General features: G+C 70.5%; 13 protein-coding genes. 9 read left to right on the top strand and 4 right to left on the bottom strand.

The annotated features are described in order from the left end of the window. Positions 1 to 37 precede the first annotated feature (37 nt). Positions 38 to 1,711 carry a DUF885 domain-containing protein gene (locus tag Q9S36_RS13940; protein ID WP_311285635.1) on the top strand — a complete coding sequence of 558 codons (1,674 nt, stop codon included), beginning with the start codon at positions 38 to 40 and terminating at the stop codon, positions 1,709 to 1,711. A gap of 14 nt (positions 1,712 to 1,725) precedes the next feature. On the opposite strand, the gene Q9S36_RS13935 is transcribed toward Q9S36_RS13940, so the two are convergent. Continuing rightward, the gene (locus Q9S36_RS13935) at positions 1,726 to 2,361 is read right to left on the bottom strand and encodes a phosphoribosyltransferase family protein (RefSeq protein ID WP_311285634.1); all 636 of its coding nucleotides are present in this window, start codon (positions 2,359 to 2,361) and stop codon (positions 1,726 to 1,728) included. 97 nt (positions 2,362 to 2,458) lie between these two features. On the opposite strand from Q9S36_RS13935, the gene Q9S36_RS13930 reads away from it, so the two are divergent. From Q9S36_RS13930 to Q9S36_RS13920, 3 genes are read left to right on the top strand one after another with little or no spacing between them, the layout of a single operon-like run. Continuing rightward, positions 2,459 to 3,520 (top strand): LLM class flavin-dependent oxidoreductase, encoded by a 1,062-nt coding sequence (locus Q9S36_RS13930; RefSeq protein WP_311285633.1) that lies wholly within the window; start codon positions 2,459 to 2,461, stop codon positions 3,518 to 3,520. A gap of 37 nt (positions 3,521 to 3,557) precedes the next feature. Further along, the gene (locus Q9S36_RS13925) at positions 3,558 to 4,913 is read left to right on the top strand and encodes an MFS transporter (RefSeq protein WP_311285885.1); all 1,356 of its coding nucleotides are present in this window, start codon (positions 3,558 to 3,560) and stop codon (positions 4,911 to 4,913) included. A gap of 34 nt (positions 4,914 to 4,947) precedes the next feature. Beyond that, positions 4,948 to 5,715, top strand: coding sequence for an SGNH/GDSL hydrolase family protein (locus tag Q9S36_RS13920; protein ID WP_311285632.1), 768 nt, complete (start codon positions 4,948 to 4,950; stop codon positions 5,713 to 5,715). Here Q9S36_RS13920 and Q9S36_RS13915 read toward each other — a convergent pair. Then, positions 5,685 to 6,269: a dihydrofolate reductase family protein gene (locus Q9S36_RS13915; protein ID WP_311285631.1), complete on the bottom strand. Its 585-nt coding sequence runs from the start codon at positions 6,267 to 6,269 to the stop codon at positions 5,685 to 5,687. The genes Q9S36_RS13920 and Q9S36_RS13915 overlap by 31 nt on opposite strands. 158 nt (positions 6,270 to 6,427) lie before the next feature. Between Q9S36_RS13915 and Q9S36_RS13910 the strand changes: the two genes are divergently transcribed. The 5 genes from Q9S36_RS13910 to Q9S36_RS13890 all read left to right on the top strand — a co-directional run bounded on the left by Q9S36_RS13910 (position 6,428) and on the right by Q9S36_RS13890 (position 9,896). Beyond that, entirely contained in the window at positions 6,428 to 6,691 is a 264-nt protein-coding gene (locus tag Q9S36_RS13910; protein ID WP_251449615.1) for a DUF6458 family protein, read from the top strand. 82 nt (positions 6,692 to 6,773) lie between these two features. Then, entirely contained in the window at positions 6,774 to 7,787 is a 1,014-nt protein-coding gene (locus Q9S36_RS13905) for an NAD(P)-dependent oxidoreductase (protein WP_311285630.1), read from the top strand. A gap of 2 nt (positions 7,788 to 7,789) precedes the next feature. Then, positions 7,790 to 8,518 (top strand): formylglycine-generating enzyme family protein, encoded by a 729-nt coding sequence (locus tag Q9S36_RS13900; RefSeq protein WP_396653780.1) that lies wholly within the window; start codon positions 7,790 to 7,792, stop codon positions 8,516 to 8,518. 73 nt (positions 8,519 to 8,591) lie between these two features. Then, positions 8,592 to 9,512 carry an AEC family transporter gene (locus Q9S36_RS13895; RefSeq protein ID WP_311285628.1) on the top strand — a complete coding sequence of 307 codons (921 nt, stop codon included), beginning with the start codon at positions 8,592 to 8,594 and terminating at the stop codon, positions 9,510 to 9,512. A 102-nt stretch (positions 9,513 to 9,614) separates the two neighbouring features. Continuing rightward, the gene (locus Q9S36_RS13890; RefSeq protein WP_311285627.1) at positions 9,615 to 9,896 is read left to right on the top strand and encodes a DUF308 domain-containing protein; all 282 of its coding nucleotides are present in this window, start codon (positions 9,615 to 9,617) and stop codon (positions 9,894 to 9,896) included. Between the two features lie 71 nt (positions 9,897 to 9,967). Here Q9S36_RS13890 and Q9S36_RS13885 read toward each other — a convergent pair whose 3' ends face one another. Together Q9S36_RS13885 and Q9S36_RS13880 are read right to left on the bottom strand one after the other, a co-directional pair. Further along, entirely contained in the window at positions 9,968 to 11,965 is a 1,998-nt protein-coding gene (locus Q9S36_RS13885) for a S9 family peptidase (protein WP_311285626.1), read from the bottom strand. A gap of 4 nt (positions 11,966 to 11,969) precedes the next feature. Further along, positions 11,970 to 12,734: an SDR family oxidoreductase gene (locus Q9S36_RS13880; RefSeq protein ID WP_311285625.1), complete on the bottom strand. Its 765-nt coding sequence runs from the start codon at positions 12,732 to 12,734 to the stop codon at positions 11,970 to 11,972. Between the last annotated feature and the right edge of the window lie 22 nt (positions 12,735 to 12,756).

Genomic DNA, 12,756 nt, shown 5'->3' with positions numbered 1-12,756 from the left:
CCTCGCTCGAGCGCCCGGGCCGGTTTAGGCTCGAGGGATGACTGATGCCTCCCGCATTCCCACGCCGGTCGACACGATCGCCGACGCGTGGGTGGACACTCTTGCCGAACTCGAGCCGACGGTCGCCACCTACATCGGCCGCTTCGAGCACAACGGCCGATTCGGTGACACGTCGCCCGCCGGCCACGAACACCTCGCCGAGGCCGCGCGCCGCACCCGTGACGCGCTGCGCGATGCGCCCACGACCGACGACATCGATGTCGTCACCAAAGCCGACCTGACGCGCGAACTGGATCTCGCCCTCGAGCTGCATGAGGCGCGCTGGCACCTGCGCGACCTCAACGTCATCGCCAGTCCCGCGCAGGACCTGCGCGCCGTCTTCGATCTGATGCCGACGGCGACCACCGACGACTGGTCGGTCATCTCGGAGCGCCTCCATGCGCTGCCGGCGGCCGTCGACGGCTATGTCGAGACCCTGCGCACCGGCATGGGCGAAGGCATCGTGCCCGCGCGCCGCCAGGTGGAGGAGGTCGTCACGCAGATCGCGCGGTACACCGCGAAGGCGGGCTTCTTCGCGCAGTTCGCCGGAGATGCCGCGCCCGCAGAGGGTCAGCTGCCGGCGGCGCTCGCGCGCGACCTGGCCGACAACGCCAACGCCGCCCGCGTGGCCTATGACGAGCTCGCCGACATGCTGCGCGGTGAGCTCGCCCCGGTCGCCGGAGAGAAGGACGCCGTCGGTCGCGAGCTGTACGCACTGCATTCGCGTCGGTTCCTCGGGGCCACCATCGATCTCGACGAAACCTATGAATGGGGCATCGAAGAACTCGCGCGAATGGTCGCCGAGCAGGAGGCGATCGCCGATGAGATCAAGCCGGGCGCGTCCGTCGAAGAGGCGGTGGCCTTCCTCGAGCAGGATCCCTCCCACAAGCTCCACGGCACCGAGGCACTGCAGAAGTGGATGCAGGAGACCAGCGACCGCGCCGTCGCCGAGCTGGGACGCACCCACTTCGACATCGCGGATCCGATCCGGCGTCTGGAGTGCATGATCGCGCCCACCAACGAGGGCGGCATCTACTACACGGGTCCGACCGACGATTTCTCGCGCCCCGGACGGATGTGGTGGTCGGTGCCCGAGGGCGTCACCGAGTTCGACACCTGGCGCGAGCTCACGACCGTCTACCACGAGGGGGTGCCGGGTCATCACCTCCAGATCGCGCAGGCCGTCTACAACCGCGCGCAGCTCAACTCGTGGCGTCGGCTGCTGGCCGGCACGAGTGGCCACGCCGAGGGCTGGGCGCTGTACGCCGAGCGTCTCATGCAGCAGCTCGGCTACCTCGACGACCCCGCCGACCGCCTGGGCATGCTGGACGGCCAGCGGATGCGCGCCGCCCGCGTCGTCCTCGACATCGGCGTTCACCTCGAGAAGCCGCGTCCCGACGGCAGCGGCGTCTGGGACGCCGATTACGCGCTGCAGTTCATGCTCGCGAACGTCAACATGCCCGAGGAGTTCGTGCGCTTCGAGGTCAACCGCTACCTGGGCTGGCCCGGTCAGGCCCCCTCGTACAAGGTCGGCCAGCGCATCTGGGAGCAGCTGCGCGACGAGGTCGCCGAGCGCGAGGGCGCGTCGTTCTCGATCAAGCAGTTCCACAAGCGCGCCCTCGACGTGGGCGGTGTGGGACTGGACACGCTGCGCACCGCGCTCGTGCGCTGAGCCTGTCGGAACCGTCAGCGATCGACGCCGAGGTCACCGTCCAGCAGGGCGGCGACCTCGGCGTCCTCGGTCTGGGTGAAGTCGGCATAGAAGGCGCCGACAGCCCAGAACTCCGGCATCCGGTGCGGGCAGACGTACGTGTCGACGACATCGGGGGCGGGCTCCCAGCGGGCCGGGGCGATGGGGACCGCCAAGACGATCGTCGCCGCGCCCCGCGCGCGCAGCGCCCGGCATGCCGCCTCGGCGGTGGCACCGGTGGCGATGCCGTCGTCCACGACGATCGCGGTGAGACCGTCGAGCGGCTCGACCTGGCTCGCGAAGAGCCCACCTCGCCTCGCCAGCTCCCGTCGTTCCCGTTGCTCGACCTCCGCCAGCTCATCCGGCGGAATGCGATCACGGCGGAGCGCCTCGTCGCTGATCACGCGCACGCCCTCGGCGATCGCTCCCACGGCGAACTCCTCGTGGCCCGGCGCTCCCAACTTTCGGACCACCACCGCGCGCAGCGGCATCCCCAGGTGACGGGCCACCTCCGCGGCGACGACCACACCGCCGCGGGGTATGCCGAACACCCGGGCCGCGACACCGCGATAGGGCTCCAGCACCGCTGCGAGCTCCCGCCCGGCCGCGGCCCGATCGACGAAGATGGCCATGGGCGAAACGGTACGCCGATGGGGTGCGGGAATGCCACGTGCGGCGTCGGGGTTCACGCCTGTGACCGAATCCATTCACGTGAATAGGGAAGTCCGCATGACCGCTTCAGCCGCTCCGACACCCGCCCCGCAGCCCCTTGTCGAGCTGGGGCTCGACACCTTCGGCGACGTGACCCTCGACGAGGCGGGGCAGCTCGTCTCGCACGCGCAGACGATCCGCCACGTCGTCGACGAGGCGGTGCTCGCCGATGAGGTGGGTCTGGCCTTCTTCGGGGTGGGGGAGCACCACCGTCGCGAGTTCGCGGTGTCGAGCCCCGAGATCGTGCTGGCCGCGGCCGCATCGCGCACCCGGAACATCCGTCTCGGCACGGCGGTGACCGTGCTCTCGAGCGACGATCCGGTGCGCGTCTACGAGCGGTTCGCCACCCTCGATGCCGTCTCGAACGGGCGCGCGGAGATCATCCTCGGTCGCGGTTCGTTCATCGAGTCGTTCCCGCTGTTCGGCTACGACCTCCGCGACTACGAGACCCTCTTCGACGAGAAGCTGGAACTCTTCTCCCGGCTGCGTGACGAGAAGCCGGTGACATGGCAGGGCTCGGTGCGCCCGCCGCTCGAGAGCGCCGACGTGTACCCGAAGACCGCGTCCGGCTTCCCGGCGTGGGTGGGAGTCGGCGGCACTCCGGAGTCCGTCGTCCGTGCGGCGCGACACGGCTACGGGCTGATGCTCGCGATCATCGGTGGACCGGCCGAGCGCTTCCGTCCCTTCGCCGACCTGTTCCGGCGGTCGCTCGCCAGTCTCGGCAGGGACGCGCTGCCGGTCGGCGTCCACTCGCCCGGCCACATCGCCGAATCGGACCAGCAGGCGTGGGAGGAGGCCTACGCCGGGTTCGAGGCGATGAACAACACGATCGGGCGCGAGCGCGGATGGCCTCCCTACAATCGCCTGCGGTTCCAGCACGACGTCGGCCCCGAGGGCGCCCTGTACGTCGGCTCGCCCCAGACCGTCGCCCGCAAGATCGCCGCCACCGTGACGACGCTGGGGGCCGACCGCTTCGACATGAAGTTCTCGACCGGCACGCTGTCGCACGCCAAGATGATGCGCTCGATCGAGCTCTACGGCACCGAGGTGGCGCCGCTGGTGCGCGACATGCTCTCGTGACCGACGCCGGCGGCGGCGGTTCCGTAGCATGACCGATATGACGACGGATGCCGCCACCGGCGAAGCGACGCTTTCAGAGCGCCTGGATCGCCTTCCCTTCACCCGCCGCCACGCGAAGGTCCTGACCGGGTCGGGCGTCGGGTGGGCGCTGGATGCGATGGACGTCGGCCTGATCTCGTTCATCATCGCCGCGCTCGCGGTGCAGTGGGAGCTCGCGCCCGCGGAGACCTCGTGGATCGCGTCGATCGGCTTCGTCGGGATGGCGATCGGGGCGACGATCGGGGGGCTGCTCGCCGACCGCATCGGCCGCCGGCAGGTGTTCGCCCTCACACTCCTCATCTACGGCCTGGCCACGGGTGCCAGCGCGCTCGTGGGCGGACTGGCTCTGCTGCTCGTGCTGCGCTTCTTCGTCGGACTCGGCCTCGGCGCCGAGCTTCCGGTCGCCTCCACATACGTGAGCGAGTTCGCGCCCGCGCGGATGCGCGGCCGGCTGATCGTCATCCTCGAGGCGTTCTGGGCGGTGGGATGGACGGCGGCGGCGCTCATCGGCTTCCTCGTGATCCCGGCATCCGACGACGGGTGGCGGTGGGCGTTCGCGCTGGGAGCGATCCCCGCCGCGTACGCACTCGTCGTGCGCTGGGGGCTGCCCGAGTCGCCGCGCTGGCTGGCTCGCCGCGGTCGCCACGAGGAGGCCGAGCGCATCGTCCGCTCACTGGAGGAGTCGGCGTCGCTGACGGCATCCCGGTCGCGACGGGTCGTGCCGGCCGCAGCGGAGCCGGCCGCGACGACGGCCCGCGAGCGGCTCGGCGCCCTCTGGTCGCCGGAGTTCCGGCTGCGGACGGCGGCGCTGTGGCTCGTGTGGTTCTGCGTCAACTTCTCGTATTACGGGGCCTTCATCTGGATCCCCTCGATCCTCGTCTCGCAGGGGTACGACCTCGTGCGCTCGTTCGGCTTCACGCTCGTCATCACCCTCGCACAGCTTCCCGGCTACGCCGTGGCCGCGTGGCTGATCGAAGTATGGGGGAGGCGGCTCACCCTGTCGGTGTTCCTCGTGGGCTCGGCAGTCTCGGCGGTGTTCTTCGGGACCGCGACGACCGAGTCGGCGGTGATCGGCGCGGGCATGGCGCTCAGCTTCTTCAACCTGGGCGCCTGGGGAGCCCTGTACGCGGTGACGCCCGAGATGTACCCCACCTCACTGCGCGCGACCGGATCGGGTTGGGCGGCGGGCGTCGGGCGCATCGCGTCGATCGTCGCGCCCCTGACGGTGCCGCCCCTGCTGATGCTCGGCGGCGCGCCGGTGCTGTTCATCGTGTTCGCCGTCTTCTTCGCCATCGCCGCCGCCGCCGCATGGGGTCTGGTCGACCGGCGTGGCCTGGCCCTCGACGAGCGCTGACCGCCGCACCATCGGCGGCGATTACGCTGGTCGAGTGGAAGAGGTCCGGTACGTCGCGATAGGGGACTCCTTCACGGAAGGGGTCGGCGACGAGCTCCCTGACGGCAGGGTTCGGGGATGGGCCGACCTCGTGGCGCAGGGTTGGGCGGATGCCGCGGAGCACCCCGTCTCGTACGCCAATCTGGCCATCCGCGGCAAGCTCGTCTGGCCGATCGTCGAAGAGCAGCTCGAGCCGGCGCTGGCACTTCGACCGACGCACCTGTCGTTCAACGGGGGCGGCAACGACATGCTGCGCCCGCGCACCAGCATCTCCCGCGTGGTCTCGGCTTTCACCCACGTGCTGAGACGCTGCGATGAGGAGGGCGTCACCCTCATCCTGCTGTCGGGCGCGAATCCGTCGGGACAGCTTCCCCTCAGCCGGGTGATCCAGCGCAGAGGGGACCTGCTCTCGGTCGCGGTCACAGCGGCGATCGCCGACCGCGACGACGTCGTGCGCGCGTTCAACTGGCCGGATCGCGAGCTCTCGAGCCCGCCGTACTGGTCGGCTGACCGCCTGCACATGAACAGCCGAGGGCACCATCGGGTGGCCGCGCGCGTGCTCGAAGCGCTGGGGATGCCTGCACCGGCAGGGTGGTGGTCGCTTCCGGAGCTCCCTCTGGCAGGCGTGCAGGGAAGCGCCTACTACCGCGAGCACGTCGGCCCCTGGGTGAGGCGCCGACTGACGGGCACGTCTTCCGGCGACGGTCGGGCGGCCAAGCACCCGGTCTGGGCTCAGGTGCCGCCGAGCGGCGCGACGGAATAGACGAGCTCGGCGAACTGCCCGGTACGCCCCACGGACTCGAGGCGCAGCCTGGTGGAGTCCAGTCGACGGGGGAGAAGCGGCCTGCCGCCGCCCAGCGTCACCGGCGCGATCGACACGCGCACCTCGTCCAGGCGGCCCACGTCGGCGAACTGCCCGACGAGATCGCCGCCGCCCACCAGCCACACGAGGCCGCCCTGCGCGGCATCCTCGATCTCGGCCCAGACGTCTCGCACGGCGCCGGAGCGCGCGCGGATGTCGGATCCGCCGAGCTCCGGCTGCGGCCGCGTCGAGAAGACGAAGGTCGGCCGCGCGCCGTACATCGCCGTCCACCGCTCCGGATGCTCGCGCAGCTTCTCGTGGGCGACGACCCACTCGAACGTGGTCGAGCCCATGACGATGACACTCACCTGCGCGAGGAAGTCGTCGATGCCGGCCTCGGCCTGGTCGGCGCCGGGAACGGCGAACAGCCACTCGAGGGAATCCTGATCATCGGCGAGATAGCCGTCGAGTGTCGTCGCCGTCTGGAAGACGACGCGCGGGGGAGCAGCAGCCATGTCGCGATCGTACGCCGCACCCCCGACACGCCGATCACACGGACTCGGTGGCTGTCAAGCCCGTGCGCGAGACGCGCGGTACTGTCATCCTGCCGATGAGGCGCGAGAGCGTCTCGAGCCCAGGGGAGCACACCCGCCGCCCCGGAAAGGAACCTCGCATGAGCATTGGAACCGGAATCGTCCTGTTCGTCATCGGAGCGATCCTCACGTTCGCTGTGAACGTCGAGGTCGAGGCGGTGAACCTCGACCTGATCGGCTACATCCTGATGGGTGCCGGAGTCGTCGTCTTCCTCATCGGTCTCATCCTGATGCTGCGTCGTCGTCAGAGCGAGAGCGTGTCCCGCACGGAGATCGACCCCGCCACCAACCAGCGCGTGACGCGACAGCGCACGAGCACCACCGACGACACCACGGGTCTCTGACCCTCCCGACCACGCCTCGAGGGGGCGACGCCGACCGTGGCGTCGCCCCCTCGTCACGCGCGCGACCCGCGATCGGAGCGTCATGAGAATCGTCGTCATCGGCGGCAGCGGACACATCGGCACCTATCTGATCCCGCGCCTGATCCGCGCGGGCCACGACGTCGTCAACATCAGCCGACAGGGCGCGACGGGATACCGGGACGACGAGGAGTGGCGGGACGTCCACCAGATGCGCGTCGATCGCGCCGAGGAGGATCGCGCCGGGACCTTCGCCCGGACGGTCGTCTCACAGCGTCCCGATGCGGTGGTCGACCTCATCTGCTTCACCGAGGAATCGGCATCGGCCCTGCTCGACGGTGTGCGCGGGCACACCGGTCACCTCGTCCACTGCGGCTCGATCTGGCGGGAAGGCGTGAGCCGCAAGCTCCCCATCCGTGAGGATGATGCCGGCGCCGCCGAGGCGCCCCTCGACGACTACGGCATCCAGAAGCGTCGGATCGCCGCGCTCATGAAGGCGGAGACCGCCGACGGGGGAGTGGTGACCACGACGCTGCACCCCGGTCACATCGTCGGCCCGGGATGGGAGCCGATCGGACCGCTCGGCAATCGCGACCCGGCCGTCTGGTACGCCCTGTCCGCGGGGCGGACCATCAGGATTCCGGGTATCGGCACCGAGATGCTGCATCACGTGCACGCCGACGACGTCGCGCAGGCTTTCGAGCTGGCGGTGGCGCGCCGCGACGAAGCGGCAGGGGAGGACTTCAGCATCGTCGCCCCCTCGGCGCTCAGCGTCCGCGGCTTCCTGCACCACGCCGCGGCGTGGTTCGGGCTCGACGCCCGGATCGAGAGTGTGGACTGGGACGGCTTCCGCGCCGCGACGACGCCGGAGGCTGCGGAGACCAGCTGGCGTCATCTGTCGCGCAGCCACGTGTTCTCGATCGACAAGGCTCGGACGCGGCTCGGCTACACGCCCCGCTACGAGCCGGAGCACGCGATCCGCGAGGCCGTCGAGTGGCTCGTCGCCAGCGGCGAGCTCGAGGTCGCACGCCCACTCGTGCGCGGAGCGGCGGGTAGGGTGCATCCGTGCGTGACATAGCCATGGCGAGGATCCCCGGGGGCACCGTGACGCTGCACGACGCCCGCCGGCGTCTTCGGCGGGCGGTGCCGCTCGAACCGTTCGAGATCGGGGTGTATCCGATCACCGAAGAGCTGCTGGCCGAGATCCTCGGCATCACCGCGTCCCATCCCGACCGCCCCGCCGTCGAGGTGAGCTGGCTGCGCGCGGTCCGCTTCTGCAACGCGCTGTCGGAGTGGGAAGGTCTCGACCATGCCTACGCGTTCGAGGGGGAGCAGGTGACGTGGTCCGTCGACGCCGACGGCTACCGCCTGCCGACCGAAGCCGAATGGGAGCACGCGTGTCGTGCGGGGTCGGCGACCCCGCAGTACGGACCGCTCGGCGAGGTGGCCTGGACGAGCGCCGACGGGGTGGCCTCGCCGCAGAACGTCGGCGGGCGGCATCCGAATCTCTTCGGCCTCTTCGACACCCTCGGCAACGTGTGGGAGTGGTGCTGGGATCTGCTCGACCCGGCGCGGTACGGCGAGTACCGCGTCTTCCGCGGCGGCGGCTTCGCCGACGATGCGTGGAGCGTGCGCGCGTCGACCAGACGCGGCGGCGATCCGCGGACGGCGCAGGACGATGTGGGGTTCCGGGTCGCCCGCGGAGGATTCGACGCGGTGGGCGAGGCGCAGGGGTGGTCGGCGGCGGCCGACCGCGAGAGGGCAGAGGTCGATGGACCCGTGCCCAGCGGCTGGACTCCCATGAAATGACATAATGTGCATTATCGGCGATGGTGTCGGCAACGTGTCTCAGAGGCGATCTGCGCGGTCGTAGGCTCGGAGGGTGCTCGCCTCTCTCACCGGTTTCGTCGTGGTGGGCGTCGCGATCGTCGTGGGCTACATCATCGGGCGGAAGGATCTGCTCGGCGAACACGCACGCCCGGTGCTCGCACGGCTGACCTTCTTCGTGCTCTCGCCGTTCCTGCTGTTCGTCGTGCTGGCCGAAGCCGACGTCAGGACGCTCTTCTCCGCACTGCTGCCGGTGTCGGCCATCGCCGCCGTCGTCGTCTTCGGGATCTACGTCCTCGTGGCCACGCTCGTGTGGCACCGACCAGCCGGCGACGTGGTCATCGGGGCCCTCAGCGCCGGCCAGGTGAACTCCAACAACATCGGCATCCCGCTGTCGCTGTATCTGCTCGGCAGCGCCGCCTTCCCGGCTCCGGTCATCCTGCTGCAGCTGCTCGTGTTCACCCCGATCACCATGGCGATCCTGGATGCCGTCACGTCCGGTCGCTCGTCGCTGTGGAAGACGATCGGACGAACCGTGGCGAATCCCATCGTGCTCGGCTCGGCGCTCGGCACGCTCGTCTCGGTGACCGGGGTCGACCTGCCGGCCATCGTCATGGAGCCCGCGCGACTCGTGGCCGACGCATGCGTCCCCGTCCTGCTCATCAGCTACGGGATCTCGCTCTACGGCCAGCGCGTCCTGGGTCCGAGCGGACGGCGTCGCGACATCCTGCTGGCCACCGGTTTGAAGCTCTTCGTCATGCCCGTCGTCGCCTGGAGCGCCGCGATGCTCCTCGGGCTCTCCGCACAGGAGACCCTGATCGTCGTCGTGCTGGCAGCGCTTCCGACCGCGCAGAACGTCTTCAACTACTCGCAGCGGTTCGGCATCGGCGAGACCATCTCGCGCGACACGGTCTTCCTCACCACGATCGGCTGCGTGCCGGTGCTCCTGGCAGCGACCCTCCTGCTCGGCGTCTGACGCGCGGGACCTTCGGTCCCGGGTCTCCCCCGCCTTCCGCGGTAACATCAGCCTGAAAGTTCCCAGCGAACTCACAGAAAGGCACGTCATGTCCACGGAAACATGAACCTCGGTGCGACGACCGCCTACCTCGCGGTCTTCGTGGCCATCCTCGTGGGCATCATGTGGATCATCGAGGGCGTGGTGGCCCTGTCGACGCTCGGCGACGCGCCGTCGAAGGTCTGGACCACGATCTTCGCGATCCTGAGCATCATCGCCGGCATCGTGCTGCTGTTCTCGCCCATCTGGGGAGCCGTCGTGCTCTGGTGGCTGATCGGCATCTCGCTCATCGTCCTCGGGATCCTCCAGATCACCCGCGCCTTCACGTACGGCAAGGGCGTCTGACGCTCCTCACCACGACGAAGAGGGGGCTGCGGCGACATGCCGCGGGCCCCTCCCCTCTTCGTGTCGTCGCCTCACACCGCGTCGCGCACCGGCAGATGCCTCGCCCACCAGTCGAGCACCGCCTCGAACCGCTCCACGCGATGGCGGGGCTGACCTGAGCGGGTCAGCTCGTGATTCTCGCCCGGGAAGACCAGCAGCTCCGCGTCCACTCCCCCGCGCTTGAGGGCGCTGTAGTACCTCGTGGCCTGCTCCAGGGGGCAGCGGAAGTCCAGCTCCGAGTGCAGCACCAGGGTCGGGGTGCGGACGTCGTCGACGACCGCCATCGGGCTCTGCCGCATGATGTCACCGTGCTCCACGCCGACGTATTCGTCGCCGAAGAACGACCCGATGTCGCTGGTGCCCTGGAAGCTCACCGGGTCGAGAAACCCGCGCTCGACGATGGCCCCGGCGAAGCGATGGTCGTGCGCGATCACCCAGGCGGTCAGATAGCCGCCGTACGAACCGCCCATGATGCCGACGCGGGCGCCGTCCAGGCGCGGATCCGCCTCGACGGCGCCGTCGAGGAAGTCCATGACGTCGGCGAAGTCCAGGGTCCCCATGCGGGTGCGGATGCTGCGCCCGTGCGCCCGGCCGTATCCGGCGGAGCCTCGCGGATTGCAATACACGACGGCGTATCCCGCGTCGACGAGGACCTGCGTCTCGTCGAACAGGTGTATGCCGTAAGAGGCATACGGACCGCCGTGGATCTGCAGGATCGTGGGGAACGGCCCGTCGCCCTCGGGTGTCGCCACCCACCCGTGCACCGGATAGCCGTCCCGTCCCTCGACGGTCAGCTCACGCGGAACAGCGATCCCGGCGCGCGCGGCGGGTGCGCCGAACTCGGTGAGAGGGACCCCGCCGCGATCCGTGACGCGGACGAGCTCGCCGTGGGAGACGGGGGTGGCGACCGCGGCGACCACCACGTCCTCGGCGGCCGCGTGGCCGTTCACCTCCACATCTCCGCCGAGGAGCTCCTGGACGCCGCCGGAGCGTTCCACTCGCAGCAGCCGCACGCGGCCGCGCGTGCGGTCCTGCACGAGGAACGCGTCGCCGGCGACCGAGATGTGACTGCCCACCTCGCCCAGGTCCACGCTCTCGCTGTCGGTCAGGCGACGCACTCCGCCGGCCTCGAGCAGCCACAGGCCGGTGGCGGGGGCGACGAAGTCCACACCGCTGTCGCCCAGGGGGTGAGCGAGCAGGGCCACGGTCCCGTCCGGCGCCACCGCGACGTCCTGGATGCCCAGGCCCGTCTCCCGCTCGACCACGACGCGTGCGCCCCTGCCGTCCAGCCGGATCGCGCGCAGCTCACCCCGGAGATCTGCGCCCTCCAGCTGCGGGTCCTCCACGACGGTGAGCACCTCGGCGCCGTCGGCGGTGAAGACGCACCCGCTGTGCGACAGCTCGCCCTCGGTCAGCTGCCTCGCCTCCGCGGGCACTCGCGTCCGCTCCGGGCTCGGCGCGCCATCGGCGGTGACCGCCGGAGCGGGATCGTAGAGCGGCTCGGCACCGGGGTCGGGCGCGTCGACGGCGAAGACGTGAGAGGGGCGATCGACGGTGTACCCGAGCCCGTTCGCGTGCCAGCGCACGCCGCGGATGCGGCGCGGCGACTCGGCGTCGGGCTCGAGCCCTTCGACCGTTCCGTAGCGGCCGTGCTCGGCGACCCGCGCGGTGAACGCGAGGGTGCGACCATCGGGGGCCCATGCGATGTCCGAGACGCCGAGTGCGGCATCCGTCACCTGCACGGGCTCGCCGCCGCGCGCGTCGACCACGTGGAGCTGCGCGCGGTTCTTCGGGTCGCCGCGCAGGAAGGCCACGCGCGAGCCGTCGGGCGACAGCCGGGGCGAGGAGTCGGCCACGCCGCGGGTCAGCCGGCGCGCCTCCCCCGCCGGCAGGTCGACCCGCCACAACTGACCGACAGCACGGTTCGCGGCGATGTCCGGACGCGAGGTCGCGAACACGGCGAAGGAGCCGTCCGGGGCGAGCGCCGGTCGCCCGACGCCGACGAGGGTCTCGATGTCGCGTGCTCGCACCCGCTCACTCCCCCGCGAACGAGCCGGTGTCCCCGACCAGGCGCGTGTTGTCGTCGGGCACGGGCTCGAGCGCGGCGCGGGCCACCTCGGCGGCGAACTCCTGGACGTTGTAGAGCTTGCCCGCCGACTCGCGGCGGGAGGCGATGGCGCCGGGGTTGGCGCGCTCGAGCAGGGTCGCCGTGATCGTGCCCTCGATCATGTCGCCCGACACCACGACGAACTCGATGCCGCGCTCGGCGAGGGCGGGGATGCGCTCGCGCAGGGCATCCTCGCCGGCCCGCTTTGACAGCGCCACCGGCTCGTACTCGGGCATGGTGGGCGTCGTGCGGATGAAGTGCGCCTGGTGGCTCGTGACGAACACGACGCGGGCGCCCTCGGACAGCAGGGGCAGCGCGGTCTCGAGGACGCGGACCTGCGCGTCGCGGTTGAGCTGCAGTGCATAGTCCTCGCCCATGCCCGCCTCCATGCCGCCGGAGGCGTTGAGGACGAGCACATCGAGAGAGCCGAAGGCGTCGCGGACCGCATCGAACATGGCCTGCACCGAATCGGCGTCCGTCAGATCGGCGCCGACGACCAGCACCTCGACGCCCAGTCCGCGCAGCTCGGTGGCGAGCTTCTCGGCGCGGGGCGCCTTGTTGCGGTAGTTGATGACGACGTTCGCGCCGGCCTCGGCGAGGTAGCGGGCGGTATCGGCGCCGATGCCGCGGGACGAGCCCGTCACGAGGGCGGTGCGACCGGCGAGGGATCCCGGGGCGAGAGGCTGTGTCATGGCGTGCTCCATCGGCTTCGTG

Source organism: Microbacterium sp. ARD31, from assembly GCF_031844425.1.
This window is presented reverse-complemented; position numbering and strand designations above follow the sequence as displayed.